The sequence below is a fragment of the Gaetbulibacter aquiaggeris genome (assembly GCF_044003965.1).
In the GTDB taxonomy this organism is placed as follows: domain Bacteria; phylum Bacteroidota; class Bacteroidia; order Flavobacteriales; family Flavobacteriaceae; genus Yeosuana; species Yeosuana aquiaggeris.
In genome coordinates this window covers 222,199-243,706 of the sequence record NZ_JBAWKC010000005.1, presented here as the reverse complement: position 1 = coordinate 243,706, position 21,508 = coordinate 222,199, and the positions used below count along the sequence as shown (strand labels likewise).

Annotated in this window: 25 protein-coding genes and 1 tRNA gene; 10 read left to right on the top strand and 16 right to left on the bottom strand. The window is 32.2% G+C overall.

The genetic code is table 11. From position 1 onward, the window contains the following. Positions 1–143: 143 nt before the first annotated feature. Positions 144–563 (top strand): nucleoside-diphosphate kinase, encoded by a 420-nt coding sequence (locus V8G56_RS14525; RefSeq protein ID WP_395439183.1) that lies wholly within the window; start codon positions 144–146, stop codon positions 561–563. A 129-nt stretch (positions 564–692) separates the two neighbouring features. Here V8G56_RS14525 and V8G56_RS14520 read toward each other — a convergent pair whose 3' ends face one another. The 4 genes from V8G56_RS14520 to recF all read right to left on the bottom strand — a co-directional run bounded on the left by V8G56_RS14520 (position 693) and on the right by recF (position 2,768). After that, a complete protein-coding gene (locus V8G56_RS14520) occupies positions 693–884 on the bottom strand; it encodes a cold-shock protein (RefSeq protein ID WP_331633162.1) in 192 nt (63 codons plus the stop codon). 86 nt (positions 885–970) lie between these two features. Beyond that, on the bottom strand, positions 971–1,267 hold the full coding sequence (locus V8G56_RS14515; RefSeq protein ID WP_395439182.1) for a DUF721 domain-containing protein: 297 nt from the start codon (positions 1,265–1,267) through the stop codon (positions 971–973). Next, the gene (locus tag V8G56_RS14510) at positions 1,267–1,683 is read right to left on the bottom strand and encodes a hypothetical protein (RefSeq protein ID WP_395439181.1); all 417 of its coding nucleotides are present in this window, start codon (positions 1,681–1,683) and stop codon (positions 1,267–1,269) included. The genes V8G56_RS14515 and V8G56_RS14510 overlap by 1 nt, the downstream gene beginning before the upstream one ends. A 2-nt stretch (positions 1,684–1,685) precedes the next feature. Next, positions 1,686–2,768 (bottom strand): DNA replication/repair protein RecF, encoded by a 1,083-nt coding sequence (gene recF, locus V8G56_RS14505; protein WP_395439180.1) that lies wholly within the window; start codon positions 2,766–2,768, stop codon positions 1,686–1,688. A gap of 134 nt (positions 2,769–2,902) precedes the next feature. Between recF and V8G56_RS14500 the strand changes: the two genes are divergently transcribed. The 7 genes from V8G56_RS14500 (at position 2,903) to V8G56_RS14470 (ending at position 9,339) form a co-directional block, all read left to right on the top strand. Then, positions 2,903–3,676: a tol-pal system YbgF family protein gene (locus V8G56_RS14500; RefSeq protein WP_395439179.1), complete on the top strand. Its 774-nt coding sequence runs from the start codon at positions 2,903–2,905 to the stop codon at positions 3,674–3,676. Positions 3,677–3,681: 5 nt separating this feature from the next. Then, positions 3,682–4,167, top strand: coding sequence for a 6,7-dimethyl-8-ribityllumazine synthase (gene ribH / locus V8G56_RS14495; protein WP_395439178.1), 486 nt, complete (start codon positions 3,682–3,684; stop codon positions 4,165–4,167). 381 nt (positions 4,168–4,548) lie between these two features. Continuing rightward, a complete protein-coding gene (locus V8G56_RS14490; RefSeq protein WP_395439177.1) occupies positions 4,549–4,839 on the top strand; it encodes a riboflavin synthase subunit beta in 291 nt (96 codons plus the stop codon). Continuing rightward, positions 4,840–6,690: a DNA mismatch repair endonuclease MutL gene (gene mutL, locus V8G56_RS14485; RefSeq protein WP_395439176.1), complete on the top strand. Its 1,851-nt coding sequence runs from the start codon at positions 4,840–4,842 to the stop codon at positions 6,688–6,690. Positions 6,691–6,692: 2 nt separating this feature from the next. After that, positions 6,693–7,442, top strand: a complete 750-nt coding sequence (locus tag V8G56_RS14480; RefSeq protein ID WP_395439175.1) for a rhomboid family intramembrane serine protease — start codon at positions 6,693–6,695, stop codon at positions 7,440–7,442. Further along, positions 7,442–8,311 carry a rhomboid family intramembrane serine protease gene (locus tag V8G56_RS14475; RefSeq protein ID WP_395439174.1) on the top strand — a complete coding sequence of 290 codons (870 nt, stop codon included), beginning with the start codon at positions 7,442–7,444 and terminating at the stop codon, positions 8,309–8,311. The genes V8G56_RS14480 and V8G56_RS14475 overlap by 1 nt, the downstream gene beginning before the upstream one ends. Positions 8,312–8,316: 5 nt before the next feature. Then, entirely contained in the window at positions 8,317–9,339 is a 1,023-nt protein-coding gene (locus V8G56_RS14470) for an endonuclease/exonuclease/phosphatase family protein (RefSeq protein ID WP_395439173.1), read from the top strand. 8 nt (positions 9,340–9,347) lie between these two features. Here the strand turns inward: V8G56_RS14470 and V8G56_RS14465 are convergent, their stop codons facing one another. The 12 genes from V8G56_RS14465 to udk form a co-directional block, all read right to left on the bottom strand. Next, the gene (locus V8G56_RS14465) at positions 9,348–9,656 is read right to left on the bottom strand and encodes a DUF6122 family protein (RefSeq protein WP_395439172.1); all 309 of its coding nucleotides are present in this window, start codon (positions 9,654–9,656) and stop codon (positions 9,348–9,350) included. Next, a complete protein-coding gene (locus V8G56_RS14460; protein WP_395439171.1) occupies positions 9,656–10,276 on the bottom strand; it encodes a WbqC family protein in 621 nt (206 codons plus the stop codon). The genes V8G56_RS14465 and V8G56_RS14460 overlap by 1 nt, the downstream gene beginning before the upstream one ends. Before the next feature lie 46 nt (positions 10,277–10,322). Continuing rightward, on the bottom strand, positions 10,323–11,873 hold the full coding sequence (lepB, locus tag V8G56_RS14455) for a signal peptidase I (protein ID WP_395439170.1): 1,551 nt from the start codon (positions 11,871–11,873) through the stop codon (positions 10,323–10,325). Positions 11,874–11,933: 60 nt separating this feature from the next. Next, positions 11,934–12,638 carry a 4-hydroxy-tetrahydrodipicolinate reductase gene (gene dapB, locus V8G56_RS14450; RefSeq protein WP_395439169.1) on the bottom strand — a complete coding sequence of 235 codons (705 nt, stop codon included), beginning with the start codon at positions 12,636–12,638 and terminating at the stop codon, positions 11,934–11,936. Positions 12,639–12,641: 3 nt separating this feature from the next. Then, a complete protein-coding gene (locus tag V8G56_RS14445) occupies positions 12,642–13,220 on the bottom strand; it encodes a DUF5683 domain-containing protein (RefSeq protein WP_395439168.1) in 579 nt (192 codons plus the stop codon). Beyond that, entirely contained in the window at positions 13,210–14,121 is a 912-nt protein-coding gene (locus V8G56_RS14440) for a ParB/RepB/Spo0J family partition protein (RefSeq protein WP_395439167.1), read from the bottom strand. The genes V8G56_RS14445 and V8G56_RS14440 overlap by 11 nt, the downstream gene beginning before the upstream one ends. 6 nt (positions 14,122–14,127) lie before the next feature. Next, on the bottom strand, positions 14,128–14,892 hold the full coding sequence (locus V8G56_RS14435) for a ParA family protein (protein WP_395439166.1): 765 nt from the start codon (positions 14,890–14,892) through the stop codon (positions 14,128–14,130). Between the two features lie 216 nt (positions 14,893–15,108). Beyond that, positions 15,109–17,232 carry a methylmalonyl-CoA mutase gene (gene scpA, locus V8G56_RS14430; protein ID WP_395439165.1) on the bottom strand — a complete coding sequence of 708 codons (2,124 nt, stop codon included), beginning with the start codon at positions 17,230–17,232 and terminating at the stop codon, positions 15,109–15,111. 16 nt (positions 17,233–17,248) lie between these two features. Continuing rightward, positions 17,249–17,869 (bottom strand): hypothetical protein, encoded by a 621-nt coding sequence (locus V8G56_RS14425; protein WP_395439164.1) that lies wholly within the window; start codon positions 17,867–17,869, stop codon positions 17,249–17,251. Position 17,870: 1 nt separating this feature from the next. Next, positions 17,871–19,244 carry a methylmalonyl-CoA mutase subunit beta gene (locus V8G56_RS14420; protein ID WP_395439163.1) on the bottom strand — a complete coding sequence of 458 codons (1,374 nt, stop codon included), beginning with the start codon at positions 19,242–19,244 and terminating at the stop codon, positions 17,871–17,873. Beyond that, positions 19,237–19,566, bottom strand: coding sequence for an FtsB family cell division protein (locus tag V8G56_RS14415; protein ID WP_395439162.1), 330 nt, complete (start codon positions 19,564–19,566; stop codon positions 19,237–19,239). The genes V8G56_RS14420 and V8G56_RS14415 overlap by 8 nt, the downstream gene beginning before the upstream one ends. Then, positions 19,567–20,172 (bottom strand): uridine kinase, encoded by a 606-nt coding sequence (udk, locus tag V8G56_RS14410; protein WP_331631374.1) that lies wholly within the window; start codon positions 20,170–20,172, stop codon positions 19,567–19,569. A gap of 245 nt (positions 20,173–20,417) precedes the next feature. Here udk and V8G56_RS14405 point away from each other — a divergent pair. Then, positions 20,418–20,492, top strand: a tRNA-Pro gene (locus tag V8G56_RS14405). 137 nt (positions 20,493–20,629) lie between these two features. Beyond that, positions 20,630–21,355, top strand: a complete 726-nt coding sequence (locus V8G56_RS14400; protein WP_395439161.1) for a Crp/Fnr family transcriptional regulator — start codon at positions 20,630–20,632, stop codon at positions 21,353–21,355. Positions 21,356–21,508: the final 153 nt, after the last annotated feature.

Here is a 21,508-nt window from a genome sequence, read left to right as displayed (position 1 = left end):
ATACAATTTTTTAAAATTGGATAAACTTGTTTATAATAAGAAATACATTACTTTTGCACGAAAATTAACAAAGGGTTGATTTCTTAGTTTTCTTAAAAGCATAGAATACGTTATTAAAAAATAGATTAAATTAAAAATTACACATGGTAACAAATAGAACATTTACGATGCTAAAACCAGATGCTGTTGAAAAAGGACACATTGGTGCTATATTAGAAAAAATTTCAGTTTCAGGATTTAGAATTGTTGCAATGAAACTAACTCAAATGACAAAACATGATGCAGAAGCATTTTATGCTATTCATAAAGAGCGTCCGTTTTTTGGAGAATTAGTTGAATATATGACAAGAGGACCAATTGTAGCTGCCGTTTTGGAAAAGGAAAATGCTGTTGAAGATTTTAGAACCTTAATAGGAGCAACAAATCCAGCTGATGCAGCTGAAGGAACTATTCGTAAATTATTTGCAAATTCAATCAGTGAGAACGCAGTACATGGAAGTGATAGTAATGACAATGCCGCTATAGAAGGTGCTTTTCATTTCTCAGGAAGAGAGATGTTTTAATTTTTAAACTTTAAAACTTATAAAAAGCCTGTAACGTAGTTGCAGGCTTTTCTATTTTGTAAAATTAGAACCAAAAAAAAAGCCTATCACTTGGATAGGCTTCTAACTTGTAAAATGTCAAAGTATATATTAGATTACTTTTACGTTTACTGCGTTCAGTCCTTTTTTGCCTTCTTGCAAATCGAATTCTACTGCATCACCTTCACGAATTTCATCGATTAATCCAGAAATGTGTACAAAATGTTCTTTGTTGTTGCCATCTTCAATAATGAATCCAAAACCTTTTGAATCGTTGAAGAATTTTACTGTACCTTTACTCATTGTTTAAATATTATAAAAATTAAGTGACAAAGATAAACTATTTATTAAGATATTTATAATAATTAGATTTTTATTTTTATTAGTAATTATCGCAATATCAGTTTTTTAATAATTTCTTTTCCTAATTCTTCATTTAATAGGGTAATGATTTTTTCTTTACCATAGCTTAATTCTTCTCTAAGTACACTTGAACTAAGCTGCACGTATAATGTATTTCTCTCCAGCTGCACAGCAGTTGTATAATGGTTTACACCATTTCCCATTAGTTTAGCCCAAGCATCAGCAACGTTAACTTTATTTAACCCGGTTTCTAATTTATTGGTTTGAACAAATTCTTTAAGAGCATCAGAAATACTTACATGATCGTTATTGCGTTTTGCCATTAGTTTAAGTTTATAGGCTTATATGATTTATAAATATAAATATTCCTATCAGCATTAATAATTTTTAATTCTTTTTCATTAGCGAATAAAATAGTTTCTTTCCAATTTGAAAAGTTGGTTTGATAATAAATATTTAAACTATCCTGTTCTATTTTGATAACAAACTCTTCAGAATCATTTGAGCCTTCAAAAGTACCATTTAAAGCAGGTTTTAATTTCTTTCTAAAGCCCTTTAAACTATCACTAACATTAAAATAATCAATAAATTCATTGTAATTATAAACATGTTCTTCTCCAGAAGGTAATAGGACTTTTTCAATTTCCCAATAACCGTTTAAGTGTTTAATATAACTTTCATTATTCTTTTGACAGCCTATGTTTATAATAATAAACAGAAAGATTAACAGTCGCTTCATAATTATTCAAGTTTAAAAATTTCATAGGATTGAAGTACTTGTTTAATAGCATTTTCAGTTCTGTCGGCATGCGTGTCACTGATAAAAATTTGTCCAAAATTTTCATCATCTACTAATTTAATGATTTGCGAAACACGTTGTTCGTCTAATTTGTCAAAAATATCATCTAAAAGCAATATAGGGTCATCTCCACTTTGCTGCTTAATAAAATCAAACTGAGCGAATTTGAGTGCAATTAAAAATGATTTTTGCTGTCCTTGACTACCAAACTTTTTTATTGGATGTTCCTCAATATTAAAATGTAAATCATCTTTATGGATACCCACACTAGTATATTGCAAGGCTTTATCTTTATTGATTTGATTCTTAAGCAGAATATCTAAACTGTTATCAAATAAATCACTTTGATACACTAAACTTACATCTTCATAGCCATTGCTTATTGCTTTGTAACGAGATTTAAAAATGGGAATAAATTCTTTTAAAAAGTCTTCACGCTTTTTAAAGATTTTAGTTCCATAATCGGTTAATTGATTATTATAAATTTCTAAGGTATCCGCATTAAAGGTGTGATTCAAAGCAAAATATTTCAATAACGCATTGCGCTGTGCAAGAATCTTATTGTAATTAATTAAATCTATTAAATATGCTTTATTACTTTGTGAAATCACATTATCAATAAATTTTCTCCGGGTATCACTCCCTTCAATAATTAAATCTCTGTCGGCAGGTGATATTATTACTAAGGGCAAAAAACCAATATGTTCACTAAATTTTTCATATTCTTTACCATTGCGCTTAATTATTTTTTTTTGTCCGCGTTTTAGACTAATGATAATTTTTTCTGGATGATTATGTTTTAAATAATCACCATTAATCACAAAAAAGTCAGCGTCATGTTTTATGTTTTGTGTAGCAACCGGATTAAAATAGCTTTTCCCGAAAGATAAATGGTAAATAGCGTCAAGTACATTGGTTTTTCCAATACCATTATTTCCGACAATACAGTTTATTTTATCATTGAAAGTGAATATTTTACTATCAAAATTTTTATAATTAAGTAATGAAAGTGATTTTAAAATCATACAAAAAGTAACTTAAAGTCTTTTTTAATTGTAATTGAAATAAAAGACCGTGCAAATTATTCAAAAATAACAAATAAATAACCTTTAATTTATGAAGAAAAATTATATTTTTGCACCGCATTAATAAAGAATATATGGCCACTTATAATAAAAGAGGATACAAAGGAAAAAATAAAGGAGAAAAGGAACATAATATTGAAACAGGTTCAACTACTGCTGAAGTTTTTAATAAACTTGATGAATCCGCTTCAAGAACAGAAGCTTTTGTTGAAAAGAATCAAAAATACATTTTTGTTATTATTGGTTTGGTTGCAGCGGTTGTTCTGGGATATTTAGGATATTCAGAATTTATTGCAAAACCAAAACAGGCAAATGCAATGAATGATATGTTTCAAGCCCAGAAATATTTTGATCAAGCAGTTAACGGCGTTGAAAAGGACTCCTTATTTACATTGTCTTTAAATGGGGGAGAAGGTAAATTCGGTATGTTAGACATTATTGATGAATACGGTGGGACACCAGCGGCAAATTTAGCTAATTATTATGCTGGAACTGCTTATTTAAGATTGAAAGATTATAAAAAAGCTATTGAGCATTTGAATAAATTTTCTAGTGATGATGAAATATTGGCACCATTGGCTAAAGGAAATATTGGAGATGCATTTGTGCAATTAAATCAATTGGATGATGCTTTAGATTATTATGAACAAGCGGCTAAAATGCGTGATAACGACTATACAACACCTATGTATTTGTATAAGGCAGGAACCTTAGCTTTAGAGTTAGGTAAAGCAGAAAAGGCATTGACTTATTTTGAAACTATAAAGGAAAAATATCCAAATGCGTCAGAAATGGACATGGTAGAAGTCTTATTAGGTAAAGCAAAAGTATTGGCTAATAAGTATTAATATATATGGCTACGGCAAATCATAATTTATCAGACTATGATAAAACAACAATCCCAAACGCGAATAAATTTCGGTTTGGGATTGTTGTTTCAGAATGGAACCCATCCATAACAGAAGGACTCTATAACGGTGCTTATCAAACCTTAATTCAACATGGTGTCTTACCAAGCAATATAGTTCGCTGGAATGTTCCTGGTAGCTTTGAACTTGTTTATGGGTGCAAGAAAATGCAAAAGCAAATGGTGAATGCCGTGATAGCTATAGGTAGTGTGATTCAAGGTGAAACTAAGCATTTTGATTTTGTTTGTGAAGCCGTTTCTCAAGGCATTAAGGATCTCAATGTTTTAGATCCAACACCTGTTATTTTTTGTGTACTAACAGATGATAATCTTCAGCAAGCTATTGACCGTTCTGGAGGAAAGCATGGTAATAAGGGAACTGAAGCTGCTGTTGCTGCCATAAAAATGGCTGAATTACGTAAAAACATGTAGTTAAAATTGATTTGAAGGCTCCCTTCAATCTCCAATTATTCGTAGTGTTTGTTAACAATTTTTGGCAATTCATTTTGCGCTTTCTGTCTATTTTTAAGTATTTTTGAAAGATATGCAATAGATAGATTTTGTTTAAACCTCGAAAAAATAAATCATTTAGTTATAGACCTAGATTTTCTAAAGACACAGAATTAAATGCTGAGGATAAGGAATTTGCTAAGAATAGAGATTTTGGTTCAAAATGGAGGAGTAATCAAGGGCTAAGTAATCGCAAAATAAAAAAAGGGCTTTCCTTACCCTTTTTGATTTTAATTTTGGCCTTAATTCTAATATGCATGTATATTTTGGATATTAAGTTTAATTAACTTAATACGTGTTATTATGGGACTATTCAAATTAAGAAAAAATAAAAAATTCAGCTATACACCTCGTCATTTTGATGATAAAGGAGAAGGGAATCCGTTTGAAATTAAACATAAGTTTGATGATTTCAGAAAAACAGTTGGTAGCAATAACGGATTAAAAACTAAAATAAATAATGCGCTTGATGATTTGAAAGGTAACCCTGATTATGCCGCTAATAGAAGAATTCTTTTTATAATATGCATTCTTATTTTAGTGTTTCTATTTATCATTGATTTTGATTTGTCAATTTTCTTTTCAAAACAATAAATGGCTGACATTATACAATTATTACCAGATCATGTAGCAAATCAAATTGCAGCTGGAGAGGTTGTACAAAGACCTTCCTCTGTAGTTAAGGAATTACTTGAAAATGCCATTGATGCTGAAGCTACAGTTATTAAGCTGATTATTAAAGATGCCGGTAAAACGTTGGTTCAAGTGATTGATAATGGGAAGGGTATGAGTTCTACTGATGCAAGGTTGAGTTTTGAACGGCATGCCACTTCAAAGATTAGAAATGCTGAAGATTTATTTCATTTACACACCAAAGGATTTCGTGGGGAGGCATTGGCAAGTATTGCTGCTATTGCCCATGTGGAATTAAAAACAAAACAGCCACAGGAAGAAGTAGGAACCAGCATAGTTATTGAAGGAAGCGAGATTGTATCGCAAGAAGTAGTGGTTACGCCCAAAGGCACCTCTATTTCTGTAAAAAATTTATTTTTTAATATACCGGCTAGACGAAATTTTTTAAAATCAAATACTGTAGAATTACGTCATGTTATTGATGAATTTCACAGAGTCTCTTTGGCACATCCTAATATTTCATTTGTTTTTTATAATAATGGGAGTGAATCTTTTAATTTGCCAGTTAGTAATCAAAGACAACGTATAGTTAATCTGTTTGGAAACAAGACCAATGAAAAATTGGTGCCTGTTATGGAAGACACGGAGGTATTGAAAATATCAGGATTTGTTGGGAAACCTGAATTTGCTAAGAAAACACGGGGTGAACAGTATTTTTTTGTGAATGATCGTTTTATAAAAAGTGCCTATTTAAATCATGCGGTTGCTTCGGCTTTTGATGGGTTGTTAAAAAACGGATGGTATCCCAGCTATTTTTTAAACTTAAATGTAGATCCACAAAGTATTGATATCAATATACATCCTACAAAAACTGAAATTAAGTTTGATGATGAACATACATTATATGCTTTATTGCGTTCAGCCGTTAAACATAGTTTAGGGCAATTTAATATAGCACCTGTTTTGGATTTTGAGCGCGATCCGAATCTTGATACACCTTATAATTACAATCAAAAAGAAAGTGATACACCTGTTATTGAAGTAGACAGGAGTTTTAACCCTTTTCATGAAGAAAGAAACACCTTGGTAAAACCTTCATCTTATAGGAAGGAACCAACGTCAAGTTGGGAAAGCTTATATGTAGGTTTAGAATCAAAAGGCACAAAAACACAACATGATTTTAGTGAAGTCCATTTTGAAAGTGATCATCATTCGGAATCATTATTTGTGGATGACAAAAGCATAGATAGCGGGCAAACAACGTATCAGCTTCATAATAAGTATATTGTAAGCACTATTAAATCAGGCATGTTGATTATGGATCAGCATCGAGCGCATCAACGAATTTTATATGAAGATTTTTTGGAGAATTTGACTGTAAAAGGGGCCTCAAGCCAACAATTATTATTTCCTTTGCAACTTCATTTTTCAATACAGGAGATTGAAATAATTAAGCAGTTAAAAGAGGATTTGGAATATACAGGATTTATATTTTCCAACCTAACTGATGAAACTGTTGAAATTTCTGGCGTACCAATAAGTATACCCGAAAGTGAAGTTTCAATTATTTTGGAACAATTGATTTGTGATGTTGAAAATGAAGTGCCCGATAGTAATTTTAGTATTACTGATTTATTAGCAAAATCATTGGCTAAAAGTTTGGCAATAAAAAATGGTCAAGCTTTAAAAAAAAGTGAGCAAGAGCATTTAGTTAATAGGTTGTTTGCATGTAAAGAACCCAATGTGTCTCCTGCTAATAGAACCACCTTTGTGACCATGAGTGTTGATGAATTAGATAAAAAATTTATTTAGATATGATGAGAATATCAGATACAGTTAAGCATTTATTAATTATTAATGTGCTAATGTTTATAGGAACATTGGCTATAGGAAATGGCACTTTGTTTTATGATTTATTCGCCCTTCATTTTCCTAAAAATCCAGCCTTTGAATTCTGGCAGATCATCACACATATGTTTATGCATGGTGGTGTAACACATATCCTGTTCAATATGTTCGCTCTTTGGATGTTTGGTACACCTGTTGAGCAGTATTTAGGAGGGAAGAAGTTCTTATTTATCTATATCTCTGCAGGGTTAGGAGCAGTAGCTTTGCAGGTGGCTTATTATTATTTTAATTTTTTACCTTCTTATGAAAACCTTATAAGTTCTGGAATTACAGCAGATGAAATAACTCATATGCTTTCTAATAATGAGGTTGTAAAAGGCGTCACTCAAGCTCAGTTTGCAGATCTTCAAAAGATTTTCCCCATATTTAATGCCACTATGGTTGGGGCCTCAGGATGTATTATGGGTATATTAGTGGCTTTTGGGATGATGAATCCTGAAGCTAAATTGATGATGATCTTTTTGCCAATCCCTATAAAGGCAAAATATTTTATTCCAGGTATCATTATATTAGATTTAATTTCCGGTATTACAGGTCAATCATTCTTCAGTCCAAGCAATACGGCCTATATGGCGCATGTTGGAGGAGCATTGACTGGATTTTTTATCATGTGGTACTGGAAAAAGAACCAGTTTAACAAAAATCGTTGGTATTAATGACCCTTACTCAAGATATAAAATCAAAATTATCACAACTTAATGTCCTTGAAAAGATTATTGTTGTTAATGTCGTAGTATTTCTGTTAGGACTATTATTGCAATTACCTCAAGAAGTTGTCAAGCAATCTAGTTTAATGTGGTTTGAATTACCAAGTGAGTTTTCTGATTTCATTTTTAAACCATGGTCTTTAATAACCTATGCATTTGTGCATTATGATTTTCTGCATATTTTATTTAATATGCTGTGGCTTTATGTTATCGGACAATTATTTCTTAATTTATTCAGTCCAAAACTAGCATTAAACGTTTATTTTTTAGGCGCGATAAGTGGTGGGCTTTTGTTTATGCTTTGCTACAGTTTGTTTCCTCAAGTGTTTTTGACAGGCAATAGATTGGTGGGTGCTTCGGCTTCTGTTAGAGCTTTGTTAATTTTTATATGTGCCTATTTGCCTAATAAGGAAATTCGGTTTTTTACTTTTAATTTAAAACTTTGGTATTTTGGATTAGGTATTGTTATATTGGATGTTTTAGGCCTTTTTGGAAACAATGCAGGTGGAAATCTAGCTCATATTGGAGGTGCGGCCTTAGGGTATTTTTATGCTATTCAATTTAGAAAAGGGAATGATATTGGAAAAGGGTTTGAACGTTGGATGGACGCGTTTGTAGGATTTTTTAAGTCGTCAAAAAAGGCACCGTTAAAAACAGTACATAAAAATAAGTCAAAAGTTGGCGGATATACCAAACAAGATTTTGACACCTTTAATAACCAAAAGAAAATTGATATCATTTTAGATAAAATAAGTAAAAGTGGTTATGATAGTTTGTCTTCTGAAGAAAAGGAATTTTTATTTAGGGCTGGTAAATAAATTATATGAAGAAGCTGCATTTATTTGATAAGATTGTATTTGTTTTTAATGCAATAATTGCTACAGTGCTTCTTTTATCTTTAATTTTGCCTTTCTTACCGCCAAAAACATTTTCTTTTCTTTCCGTTCTAAGTCTGGGTGTTCCCTTGCTTATTCTGCTCAATGTTCTGTTTTTTTTATATTGGTTAATCAAAATAAAAAGGCAATTGTTGTTGTCTCTTTTAGTTCTCTTTATTGGGTATGTTTTTCATGGTTCTTTATATAAGTTTTCAACTTCAAATGACATTAAGATTGATAACCCTATTACGGTGATGAACTTTAATGTGAGATTATTTAATTTATATGATTGGATCAAAGAAAAAGATATTGATTTCAAGATAGTTAATTTTGTTAAATCTGAAAATCCAGATATTTTATGTATTCAGGAATACCATCCAAATTCTAGAATTGATTTCTCCTTTTTTAAATACCGATATGAAAAGCTCTCCGGTAAATCAACAAGACACGGTCAGGTTATTTTATCACACTATCCTATCATAAATTCAGGATCTATTGAATTTCCTAACACAGCTAACAATGCTATATATGCAGATGTAGTAAAAAATAAAGATACTTTTAGAATTTATAATATCCATTTGGAATCTTTGAAAATTGATACTGACGTTGAAAAGCTCAAAGAAGAAGGCTCTGAACGTCTTTTAAAGCTGGCAGGAACCACCTTTAAAAGACAACAATTTCAGTCTGAATTATTTCTGCTTCATAAAAGACAATGCCCGTATAAGATGATTATTTGCGGCGACTTTAATAATACGGCCTATTCTTATGTTTATAGAAAAATTAAAGGTAATTTAAATGACACCTTCAAAGAAGCAGGTGCTGGTTTTGGCAGGACTTATGATTTTAAGTTTTTCCCGGTAAGAATCGACTTTATTTTTGCCGATGATTCCTTCGTTGTAAATAAATTTAAGACTTATGATGATCATTTGTCTGATCATTATCCCATCATGACTTCACTTAGTTTGGAGTAATATATTTTTCACATTAAAGAACAATCAATAGTATCGGCCAGAATATGAATTACTAAGCCTAATCCAATAAGCCTTGTTTTTTTAGGAAGCAAAAGCAATATATAAACAGTGATGGCTGTATAAGTATGTAGTGGATGAAAATTAATACTACATCTGTTGGGATCAAACATGGGATTTGCAAGAAGATGATCCAGATCTATCCATAAACCTGAAAGCATTATTAAAGAAGCTTTAAACCAGATATTTTTATAGGCAATCAAAGCGACTGCTAAAGGAATTAAAGCATGGCTACCATAATGAAGTATCGTTTGAAACATTAAATAATGGAGGTAGATTGTGATTCTAAATAGCTAAGGGCATTAGGACCTTCATTAAACAACAAATCTAAAACACTTAAGTTATTTATAAAACCATGTTTGTCATCAAAAACTTGTGAGTAAGGTTCAAATTGAGGGTCTTCAATTTTTGCATTAACTAAATATCTGAAGTCAGTTGTATCTTTAACTATTTTTTGATAATCGTCCGTTTTTGAATACCCTGAATCAAACTGTAAACAATCACAAATCGCTTCAAAACAATTTAAATTAAAATCTAAAAGATACTTTGTTTTGGTTTTGAATAAATAAATAAGTTCATCTTGATAATATTCAAAAAACGGGGAGGTGCTATAGGCTGAAAGTAATGATTTCCAATGGTGACTTTGCCAACTGGTCTCTTGTGAAATTTTCACATCTTTATATTTCTTTCGGTCTTTCTGGGAATGAACCACAGGAATATTTAACAGCAATTTTCCGTTAGCCGCATAAATGTAGGTTCTGTTTCTGTAAGTTTGCTTTACAAAATTATCATCATACTCAAAAGTTAACTTATCAGCCTTTACAATAGCCACAAAATGAGCAATATTAGGAAAGTATGTTGGATGTATTAAAATATTCATTTATTAATTAATCTTCTTACTTTCTTCTCTAAGAATCATTTGCCACTTAAGCGTTTTCTTTTTTATATTTTCTCCATTTATTAAAGCCAGTCCATCCTGCAACAACAATTAAAAAGGGAATTAAGTACGAAACCGGTTGTCCGCTGCCACCTACCGTTGTAAATAATCGTTCCCAACGTATTTTGTCAAATCCTTTACCGTTGGTGTTCCAACTCATCCAAACAAAAACGGGTTTACCAACAACATGGTCAAACGGCACAAACCCCCAGGCTCGTGCGTCTTGAGAGTTATGACGGTTATCACCCATCATCCAGTAATAATCTTTTTTAAAAGTATAAGTGGTTGTAACTTTCCCATTAATTAAAATTTGATTTCCTTGGATATCTAAGGTGTTACCTTCATAAGCTGTTAAGACGCGTTTATAAAGTGGTAATACATTTAAATTAATGTCAATGGTCTTGCCTGATTGTGGAATATAAAGAGGTCCGAAGAAGTCATTGTTCCAATCATAATCAGGATTCTGTGGAAAAATATTTGGATCTCTTTTTCCTTTTTCTTCCTTTAAAGGTGTAATACTTTTAATGTTTGGGTGATTTTTGAACTTATTTAAATCGTCATCAGTAATCGCTGGAAAATAGCTTACAGATCTATCTTGGTTATACTGCGGGAAATCGGTAATATTATATCTGCTTGCCAATTGATAATTATTAAAAGGACCATTTCTTGTCTCAATCATATAGGAGAACTGAAGTTTAGCCCTTTCGGGTAAAACATTTTGTTTACCATTAATATATACATAACCATTTCTGACTTCTAAAGAATCTCCTGGAAGTCCGACACAACGCTTAACATAGTTGGTTTTTTTATCAATAGGTTTATAGTAAAATTTATCGGTATGTCTCATATCTAGCATGGTATCAACTGGCCAATTGAAAACAACGATGTCATTGTGTTTAATTTTTTGAAAACCAGGAATCCTAGTATAGGGGAATTCATATTCAGATACATATGATTTTATTTTTAATCCAGGAATGGTATCATGGACCATAGGAGCAGCAATGGTTGTCATAGGTATTCTGGCTCCGTAATGAAACTTACTGACAAATAAGAAATCGCCAACCAATAAGGTTTTTTCTAGAGAAGAGGTGGGAATGGTAAATGGTTGAATAAAATAGGTGTGTACAATTGTCGCCGCTACAATAGCAAATAATATAGAACTGATCCAATCTCCTAAACCTGTTCTAGGATGTAAGCTTCTGTTGTCTACATATTTTAAATCTGCTACATAATTAAGGTAGAAATTATAAAAACCTAAAGTTACTACTGCTAAAATAGTATCAATATTTGAGGTTTTCCCAAAGCTTCTTGCTGTTTCAACCCAAACAACTGCAAACATAATAAGGTTTACAATTGGAAGAAATAATAAAATGGTCCACCACCAAGGTCTATTTATTATTTTCATCAGTATGACCGCATTGTAAACTGGAATAAATGCCTCCCAGGCTTGTCTACCCGCTTTTGTGTATAATTTCCAAGTTCCTAAACCATGAATGCCTTGGATTACCAAGAAAAATATAAACCATTGTATTAGTGTCATAATTATAATTTTTTATTGTTAGAGGTCTCTTGCCATTAAATGTTACGTTCTATAAAAAACTTAACCAATATTTAACACATCATTCATTGTAAAAACGCCTGTTTTACCCATAATCCATTCAGCAGCTACAACAGCTCCTAAGGCAAAACCTTGTCTGTTATGAGCTACGTGCTCAATAGTTATGGTATCTACTTCGCTCTCATAAGTAATAGCATGCGTACCGGGAACATCATCTATGCGTTTGGCTGTAATATTGATCGCATCTTTATCGCTTTCTTCAAGTTTCCATTCTTTGTAATTTGAATGTTCTTTAATAATATCATTAGCCAACGTAATGGCCGTACCACTTGGAGCATCTAATTTTTGAGTATGATGAATCTCCTCCACACTTACTTTATATTGTTTAAGGTTAGACATCATACGTGCTAAGGTTTTATTCAGCTCAAAAAAAATGTTCACTCCCAGACTAAAATTTGAAGCATAAATGAAAGCACCTTGTTTTTCTTTACAAAGAGTAACGGCTTTGTTATAATCTTCTAACCATCCCGTAGTTCCTGAAATAACAGGTATTTGATTATTTATACAATTGGATATATTACTAAATGCTACTGAAGGAATACTAAAATCAATAGCAACATCTGCCTTTGTAATGTCATAATCACGGTCATCTTTATCTACTTTGAGAACAATTTGATGCCCGCGTTGTATCGCTATTTGTTCAATGGTTTTACCCATTTTTCCGTAACCAAGTAAAGCAATTTTCATTATTTAAAATTTAAAATTTAGCGTTAATCCAACATCACTTTTAGCATCGAGTTCATTTACTTTAAAATGAGGTACTAAGGTTAAATTATCGTTTACATTATATTGAAGTAGATGGGCATCCACATTGGCATCAATGATGTTTAGTGCATATAAACCAATGGTTACTAATAGCGATATTTCTTTATTTTTTCTATAAAATTTTTGGGCACGCTGCAATCCGTCTAAAGTTACTCTGTTAAAAAATTCATCATCTTCAAAACCAGCAAGTCTCCTTTTATAGGCATCTCTGTATCGGTTGTATTCTTTGTTGTTAGAAGTATAAAAATAAATACCAGAACCTAAGGCAGCATATACAATTGGTATTTTCCAATATTTCTTATTATAGGCTTGCCCTAAACCAGGCAAGACGGCTGAATAAAACGCCGCTTTTGCCGGAGATAATGGATTAATTGGTTCAGAAACCTCAGTTATTATCTCAGCAGTTAATGTATCACTTTTTTTTTCTTGTTCATCGTCTTGGCCATAAATGGAAACACAACAAAGAAAACACAATACATTGACTATGAATAATTTATTTAGCACCTTCCACTAATTTTTTGAGACGATTAAAATCTTCTTCTGAATGAAATGGAATGGAGATTTTGCCTTTGCCATTTTTAGAAACTTTAACGTCTATTTTATGTCCAAAGTAATCGGAAAATTCTTTTATCCCTTCTTGAATATAATTTGGTACTTTTAAAACAGTTTCTCTTTTTGGAGCAGTCTTAGCTTCTCCAGGATTATTAATGTTTCTGACTAATTCTTCGGTTTCTCTGACAGAAAGTTTATTCGATAGAATATTTTCATAAATATCAAGTTGTACAGATTGGTCTTCAATAGTAATGATAGCACGGCCATGCCCCATAGAAATAAAGCCATCCCGCATCCCTGTTTGAATAATAGGGTCTAATTTTAAAAGACGCAGATAGTTTGATATTGTTGAGCGTTTTTTACCTACTCGTTCACTCATTTGTTCTTGAGTCAGCTTAATTTCTTCAATTAAACGCTCATAAGACAGTGCAATTTCAATTGGATCTAGATCTTGGCGTTGTATATTTTCAACCAAGGCCATTTCCAAAGACTCTTGGTCGTTTGCAATTCTTATATATGAAGGAATTGTTTCTAAACCAATAAGCTTTGAGGCTCTATATCGTCTTTCGCCAGATACTAATTGGTACCTGTTAAATCCTGATTTTCGAACAGTAATAGGTTGTATAACACCAAGTTCTTTTATAGATGAAGCTAATTCCCGTAAAGTTTCTTCATTAAAATTGGTTCTTGGTTGAAACGGGTTAACCTCAATAGAATCAATATCTAATTCAACAATATTACCAATCACCTTATCGGCATTCTTGTCTTGTACAGATTGAATGTCGTTACTAGGGTCTTTTAATAGTGCTGATAAGCCTCTACCTAAAGCCTGTTTCTTATTTGCTTTAGCCATAATCTCTTAAGAGTTTTTATTGATAATTTCTTTTGCCAAACTTAAGTAATTTGTAGCACCTTTGCTACTCGCGTCATATTTAATTATGTTTTCACCATAACTAGGAGCTTCACTTAAACGCACGTTTCGTTGTATAATAGTTTGAAATACCATGTTGTTGAAATGTTTTTGAACTTCTTCAACCACTTGATTTGATAATCGTAATCTGGAGTCATACATCGTTAACAATAAACCTTCAATATCTAAATCAGGATTATGAATTTTTTGCACACTTTTTATGGTATTCAAAAGTTTTCCTAAACCCTCCAGAGCAAAATACTCACATTGTATGGGAATAATAACGGCATCAGCAGCCGTTAAAGCATTTAAAGTAAGCAATCCTAAAGAAGGCGCACAGTCTATGATAATAAAATCATAGTCATTTTTCACTTCAGTTAATGCTTTTTTTAGCATATATTCTCTTTCATCTTTATCAACTAATTCAATTTCAATAGCGACTAGGTCAATATGAGACGGAATGATATCTAAGTTAGGAGTATCGGTAGTTATTATAGCTTCTCTTGCTGTATTGGAATGCTCTAGAAGCTGATAAGTTCCTAATTCAACGGTGTCAACATTTATTCCTAATCCGGAAGTTGCATTTGCCTGAGGGTCAGCATCTATTAATAAGACTTTTTTTTCAAGAACGCCTAATGAGGCGGCTAAATTGATGGATGTTGTTGTTTTTCCTACACCACCTTTTTGGTTGGCAATTGCAATGATTTTACCCATTAATGATTTGGTTTTATGATTGGTAAAAATACAATTATTTATGAGGAATAAAAATCCAACTTGTTAACATTAAAGTTGTTTTTTTATAGTAACTAAATGTTAGATATTTTGAAAATTTTGAATTTAACAAGAGTTAAAAAAAGATTAATTACAGTAAATCTAATCTTAATATAAAAGGCCAGTTTGCTGCAGCAAACTGGCCTTTTTAGTTTTTATTTAATCTATTAAGATTTTCAGTATTTTTATAGCTGCCTCACTAATTTTAGTACCAGGGCCAAATACAGCAATTGCTCCGGCATCAAATAAAAACTGGTAGTCTTGTTTTGGAATGACACCACCCACTATGACCATAATATCATCTCTACCGTATTTTTTAAGTTCCTTTATAACTTGTGGCACCAAAGTTTTATGACCTGCGGCCAAAGAGGAAACTCCTAAAATATGTACGTCATTTTCCACTGCTTGTTTGGCAGCTTCTTGTGGTGTTTGGAATAACGGACCAATATCAACATCAAAGCCAACATCGGCATAACCTGTAGCTACTACTTTGGCACCCCGGTCATGGCCATCTTGCCCCATTTTAGCAATCATAATACGAGGTCTTCTGCCTTCTTGCTCTGCAAAAACATCAGCAAGTGCTCTCGCTTTTTGAAAGGATGCATCGTCTTTTATTTCTTTACTATACACGCCACTAAATGATTTAATTTGTGCTTTATATCTACCAAATACAACTTCAAGGGCATCACTAATTTCACCAAGAGTGGCCCTTTCTCTAGCTGCTTCAATAGCTAAAGCTAATAAATTTTGGTTTCCTGAACGAGCTGCTTCAGTTAATTTTGCCAGGGCAGCATTTACTTTATCAGTATTACGAAGAGCCTTTATGCTTTTTAACCGTTCTATTTGTTGTGCTCTCACTGTTTGATTGTCTACTTCAAGCGTTTGTATGGGGTCTTCTTGTTCAAGCCTGTATTTATTGACGCCTACAATAATGTCTTGATTAGAATCTATTCTGGCTTGTTTTCGGGCAGCAGCTTCTTCAATACGTAATTTGGGGATACCTGCTTCAATGGCTTTGGTCATGCCACCTAATTCTTCTACTTCTTCTAAAAGGGACCAGGCTTTCTGAGCAATTTCATGCGTTAAGGTTTCTAAATAATAACTTCCAGCCCAAGGGTCAGCCGTTTTAGTAATTTTAGTTTCTTCTTGTAAATAAATTTGAGTATTTCTTGCTATTCGGGCTGAAAAATCAGTAGGTAAAGCAATAGCTTCATCTAATGCATTGGTGTGTAAACTTTGAGTGCCTCCAAAAGCCGCAGCAGCAGCTTCAATACAGGTTCTTGAAACATTATTAAACGGATCTTGTTCTGTTAAACTCCAGCCACTGGTTTGACAATGGGTTCGAAGAATAAGAGATTTTTCATTTTTGGGATTAAATTGCTTCACGATCTTAGCCCAAAGCATGCGCGCTGCCCGCATTTTGGCAATTTCCATAAAATGATTCATTCCTATGGCCCAAAAGAAAGATAAGCGCGGTGCAAAGGTGTCAATATCCATACCGGCATCGAGCCCTTTTCTAATATACTCCAATCCATCTGCCAAAGTATAAGCTAACTCAATGTCACAGGTAGCACCAGCTTCTTGCATATGGTAACCGGAAATACTAATACTATTAAATTTCGGCATGTTTTTACTGGTATATTCAAAAATATCTGAAATAATTTTCATTGAAGGAGTAGGCGGATAGATGTAAGTGTTACGCACCATAAATTCCTTTAGAATATCATTTTGAATCGTACCTGATAAATCTATTTGTTTTGCACCTTGTTCTTCTGCTGCAACAATATAAAAAGCCATGATTGGCAGAACGGCCCCATTCATAGTCATAGAAACAGACATTTTATCCAGTGGAATTTGATCAAAAAGAATTTTCATGTCTTCCAAAGAATCAATCGCAACGCCCGCTTTTCCAACGTCACCAACAACACGTTCGTGATCACTATCATAACCTCTATGAGTGGCTAAATCAAAAGCCACAGATAATCCTTTCTGCCCGGCAGCCAAATTTCTTCTATAAAAGGCATTACTGTCTTCAGCAGTTGAAAAGCCTGCGTATTGACGAATGGTCCAGGGTCTTTGCACATACATAGTGGCATAAGGCCCACGAAGAAATGGCGGAATACCAGCTCCAAAATTTAAATGCTCCACTGGTTTTAAATCTTCAGGAGTATATGTAGACTTTAAATTGATAGTTTCAGCAGTTAAAAAGGCGTTTTGTGTTAAACTCTTTCCTTTTTTTGTTTGATGTTTTAAAGTAATATGTTGAAGATTTTTTCTTGACATCTTTTAAGGCGCTTTTTTACTGAGTTATATTGAAATCTACTTTTTGTTTTTCTTTCTCAACCTGTGAAAAATCGACATCAAAAAGTTTGGCATAAAACAATTCAAAAGCAACATATGAGGCTAAATATTTATCGCTTAATGTTGTGCTATAATTAGTAGATAAAGGAACTCCAAATAATTTAGGGCTCATGCTGTTAGTAGAAAGCAGAGCGTTTAGGGTCGTTTTTAAGTTAGGATTGGTTATGTTTTGAGCAATACAATTCATTAAAGCACTATTGTAATTTAAATGACTAGAAGCGTTGTTCAAATTCCACAATTCAGATTCGTTTTTTAAAGCTTCAAATACTTTTAATGTGTGTTCTGAAACTATGTTTTTATAATTAACTCTACCATAAACAGATAATCTAATAAACTGCGAATAGGCCAATAATAAACTTTTTTTGTCTTTACCATAAAAGTTTAAGATGTCATTTTCAAAACTATAAAGTGCTTCATTATATAGTTTTGAGTTTAAGTTGTTGCATTCTAAAACAGCTGGCTTGTCAGCAAACTCGTATTCTTTGAAGGTGTTTTCCTTTTTGCAACTGGTTGCAAAACATAGAATAAATAAAATAATAAAATAAAATTTTGTTGTCATTTTAATCTTCTTTTTTTAATCGTTCTTGTTCTAGTTTTTCAGCTAGTCTTTTTTCAATGATTGGCTCAATCAAGGTTTTTCTTTGATTTATTTTTACAAAAGGATAGAGTTCGAGTTCCTGCTTCATTGTATCCTTGGGATTTGGGTATTTATTACTTCCTAACAATATTTCTTTCCCTTCATCAAACTGCTGTTGTTCTTTAGCGGCATACTCTTTTATTTTTCTTTGTATGGTGCCTTCTTTAAGCTGGTTAAGAAAGCCACCATTTGCTTCAATATTTTTAAAAAGTTCTAAAGATTTTTCTGCTAATTGATTTGTTAAGCTTTCTATATAATAAGTACCATCAGATGGGTTATTGACTTTATCAAAATAACTTTCGTGTTTTAAAATTAATAACTGATTACGTGCTATTCGCTCTCCAAATTCATTGTCTTTATGATAAACGGCATCATATGCTAAGTTACAAACAGTATTGGCGCCACCTAAAATGGCACTCATGCATTCTGTGGTAGTGCGCAACATATTTGTGTTGTAATCATAGAGCGTTTTATTGCGTTTAGTTGGCGTAACTACAATATGGCATTGTGAGTTAAACCCATATTCTGGGGCTAAAGTGTTCCACAAAATTCTTAAAGCTTTCAGTTTTGCAATCTCAAAAAAATAATTAGTACCCACAGAAACTTTAAAAAGTATTTTTATAGACTGTTTCTTGTCTTTCCCAAGTTTGGAATCAAAGTGATTTAAGTATTCATTGGCTTGTGATAACCCATAAGCCAATTGTTGTACCATATTTGCTCCTGCATTTTGATACAGAGACATATCAACACTAATTGTGTTAATTTGATTGACTATTGTTTCAAATTTTTGATGATCTTCTTGTAAGGAACTAAACCAATTGCCATTTTTTGCCAGATTTCCAATAATATCGATATAAAAAAACAGGTTTTCATTATTTATAAGATCTTTAAACTGCAGGAGGTATTTGTCTGACAGAAATTGTAATTCAAAATAAAGAGAGATTGATGTAGTATCAATATTTTGAATGAGTTGTGTAAGGGAAATGGTCTCACTTGGGATGATAAATTTGATGCTTTCAGCACCTCGTCCAATGGCATTGATGGCCTTTTTATTTGATTTATTGGCATCAGCAACAAAGATTGACTGACAAATGTGCCATTGGGTAGCTTTGGTATTTGAAATGGCAGGCAGCTCTTTGAACTCATCTGAATGATAAAACGGTTTTACATCAATATCCTCATTGGTTTTCCATATGAGATTTTCATTATAGTCAGCGCCTTTTAAGTCAAATTGTATTTTTTGTTTCCACTGTTTTGATGTCACAGCTTCAAATTCATTAAATAATAATTTACTCATTATCTTTTGTTTTTAAACTGTCTTCATATTCAATAATAAAGATTTCTTCACTGTCACGCTTCATGTAATATTCTTCGCGTGCAAATTTTTCAAGTCCTTCTTCTGTACTTAATTTTTTTATTGCTTTTTTGTCTTTTTCAATTTCTTTATGATAATACTCTTTTTCGGTTTCCAAAGCATCAATATCTGAATTTAATTCATGATGAATGAGATAGGAATTGGCGTCAAAAAAAAGCATCCAAACAATAAAAACAAATAAAATGAGGATAAACACATTTTTGAACGGTTTTAAAAACCTTGATTTATAATTAAAAATGGACATTTATAGTTTTTGAGTTATAATAGATCTCACAATATCAATAGCCACTGTATTATGCTTGTTATTAGGTATGATCATATCTGCATATTCTTTCATGGGTTCAATAAACTGGTCATGCATTGGTTTGAGTGTCATTTGATATCGTGATAAAACTTCGTCAAGATCTCTGCCGCGTTCTGAAATATCGCGCTTTAATCGTCTGATTAAACGCTCATCAGTATCAGCATGCACAAATAATTTGATATCAAACATTTCCCTTAATTCAGGATTTGTAAAAATTAAAATACCTTCAACTATCATAACTTTTCTTGGATGTGTTAAAACGGTATCTCCGGTTCTATTATGTTTAACGAAAGAATATACGGGTTGGTTTACCGGCGTATTTATTTTTAATGCTTTCAAATGCTCTACTAAAAGTTCAAAATCAATAGATCTAGGATGGTCAAAATTAATTTTTATTCGTTCGTCATAATTTAAATGTGATGTGTCCTTGTAATAGGAATCTTGTGAGATCACCCCAACTTCACCTTCGGGAAGTTCGTTTATTATTTTGTTTACAACGGTTGTTTTTCCGCAACCTGTGCCACCAGCAATTCCTATAATGAGCATAAAAACATTTTTTATCTACTTTACAAAGTTAGTTAATTGGAAAGTTAATTAAATCGTTTAAAACTTATTTTTTAATATTTAAAAGGTTCAATTAGAACAAAAATATTGTTAAATATTTAATAACAAGTAAAGTGATTTTTATTGAAAAATAACTGAAATATGTAGGTTTCAATAATATAAAAAAATTATATTTGCACTCTGTTTAAGAGAACGTTTTGTTATTATAAAATGAGCGTTTTTTTAATCGGGGTGTAGCGTAGCCCGGTTATCGCGCCTGCTTTGGGAGCAGGAGGTCGCAGGTTCGAATCCTGCCACCCCGACATACTAACTTTAAGATTAAAGTGAAACACTGTTAAAGATATAATTAGCAGTGTTTTTTGTTTTTAGGACTCTAAGTTTATTTAATATTTTCCTCATTATTTACATAATTTATGGTTCTTGTTAAATTTAAGTATCTTTGGTTTTATTCGATTTAATGACACCTCAAGATATTCATTACCAAAAATATTTAATAGCCCTTACAAATTCCTCTTTTTTAAAGGATTCCAGTATGGAGTCTCTGCAAAAACTTTTAAGCCAAATGACGAATGAGCATTGGAAAACAAAAAACTTTAAAAGTAGTATAGAAGTCGGGACCACCTTTTATTTTATTGTTTCTGGTAAGCTAAAAGTGTTCAAGTCCAATGCCGAAACAGGCAGAGAGCATACTGTATTTATTTTGTCTAATGGAGATGTTTTTGATGTGCTTTCCTTATTAGATTCTAAACCACACGATGTTTATTGGGAAGCTTTAGAGAAATTGGAAGTATTAAAAATCCCAATGGAACAAATGAGGCTATGGATTAATGAATATCCTGTCATGCACAAGACAATTTTGTATTATTTAGGTGAGCGCATGCGACAACTTATGGACGTCGCTACTGATGTTACTTTGCACAGCACCCTGGTGCGTTTGGCCAACTTGCTACTTAAAAATATCAATGGAAAAACAAATAAATTGCAATTAATAAACAACTTGCCAAATGATGAGATTGCAAGCCTTATTGGTACTACCAGATCGGTTGTTAGCAGGCATATTCAAGAAATGAAACGTTGTGGTGCTATTTCAGTGAGCAGAAAAAAAATAAAGGTAAAGAATCTAAAAATACTAATTTCCATCGCTGAAGAAAAATACCTTTCTTAATTTTTGAAAATCATTGCTATAATTTGTGATCAATTTAATCCATGTGGTACCTAGGTAGCTGTTCTAACATATATAATTACTTATATTGAGACCTAGAAGTAAGTTACATTATCACATTTATTATTCACAACTTACATAGATATCCATCTCTAT

Bases quoted from the DNA above. Each gene is read 5' to 3' on its own strand.
- recF (WP_395439180.1), bottom strand. From the start codon at position 2,768: ATGATTTTAAAATCACTTTCATTACTTAATTATAAAAATTTTGATAGT.
- V8G56_RS14440 (WP_395439167.1), bottom strand. From the start codon at position 14,121: ATGGCTAAAGCAAATAAGAAACAGGCTTTAGGTAGAGGCTTATCAGCA.
- V8G56_RS14470 (WP_395439173.1), top strand. From the start codon at position 8,317: ATGAAGAAGCTGCATTTATTTGATAAGATTGTATTTGTTTTTAATGCA.
- lepB (WP_395439170.1), bottom strand. From the start codon at position 11,873: ATGACACTAATACAATGGTTTATATTTTTCTTGGTAATCCAAGGCATT.
- V8G56_RS14515 (WP_395439182.1), bottom strand. From the start codon at position 1,267: ATGGCAAAACGCAATAACGATCATGTAAGTATTTCTGATGCTCTTAAA.
- V8G56_RS14435 (WP_395439166.1), bottom strand. From the start codon at position 14,892: ATGGGTAAAATCATTGCAATTGCCAACCAAAAAGGTGGTGTAGGAAAA.
- V8G56_RS14480 (WP_395439175.1), top strand. From the start codon at position 6,693: ATGATGAGAATATCAGATACAGTTAAGCATTTATTAATTATTAATGTG.
- V8G56_RS14525 (WP_395439183.1), top strand. From the start codon at position 144: ATGGTAACAAATAGAACATTTACGATGCTAAAACCAGATGCTGTTGAA.
- V8G56_RS14520 (WP_331633162.1), bottom strand. From the start codon at position 884: ATGAGTAAAGGTACAGTAAAATTCTTCAACGATTCAAAAGGTTTTGGA.
- V8G56_RS14490 (WP_395439177.1), top strand. From the start codon at position 4,549: ATGGGACTATTCAAATTAAGAAAAAATAAAAAATTCAGCTATACACCT.
- V8G56_RS14510 (WP_395439181.1), bottom strand. From the start codon at position 1,683: ATGAAGCGACTGTTAATCTTTCTGTTTATTATTATAAACATAGGCTGT.
- V8G56_RS14465 (WP_395439172.1), bottom strand. From the start codon at position 9,656: ATGTTTCAAACGATACTTCATTATGGTAGCCATGCTTTAATTCCTTTA.
- ribH (WP_395439178.1), top strand. From the start codon at position 3,682: ATGGCTACGGCAAATCATAATTTATCAGACTATGATAAAACAACAATC.
- V8G56_RS14475 (WP_395439174.1), top strand. From the start codon at position 7,442: ATGACCCTTACTCAAGATATAAAATCAAAATTATCACAACTTAATGTC.
- V8G56_RS14415 (WP_395439162.1), bottom strand. From the start codon at position 19,566: ATGTCCATTTTTAATTATAAATCAAGGTTTTTAAAACCGTTCAAAAAT.
- mutL (WP_395439176.1), top strand. From the start codon at position 4,840: ATGGCTGACATTATACAATTATTACCAGATCATGTAGCAAATCAAATT.
- scpA (WP_395439165.1), bottom strand. From the start codon at position 17,232: ATGTCAAGAAAAAATCTTCAACATATTACTTTAAAACATCAAACAAAA.
- V8G56_RS14420 (WP_395439163.1), bottom strand. From the start codon at position 19,244: ATGAGTAAATTATTATTTAATGAATTTGAAGCTGTGACATCAAAACAG.
- udk (WP_331631374.1), bottom strand. From the start codon at position 20,172: ATGCTCATTATAGGAATTGCTGGTGGCACAGGTTGCGGAAAAACAACC.
- V8G56_RS14425 (WP_395439164.1), bottom strand. From the start codon at position 17,869: ATGACAACAAAATTTTATTTTATTATTTTATTTATTCTATGTTTTGCA.
- V8G56_RS14500 (WP_395439179.1), top strand. From the start codon at position 2,903: ATGGCCACTTATAATAAAAGAGGATACAAAGGAAAAAATAAAGGAGAA.
- V8G56_RS14460 (WP_395439171.1), bottom strand. From the start codon at position 10,276: ATGAATATTTTAATACATCCAACATACTTTCCTAATATTGCTCATTTT.
- dapB (WP_395439169.1), bottom strand. From the start codon at position 12,638: ATGAAAATTGCTTTACTTGGTTACGGAAAAATGGGTAAAACCATTGAA.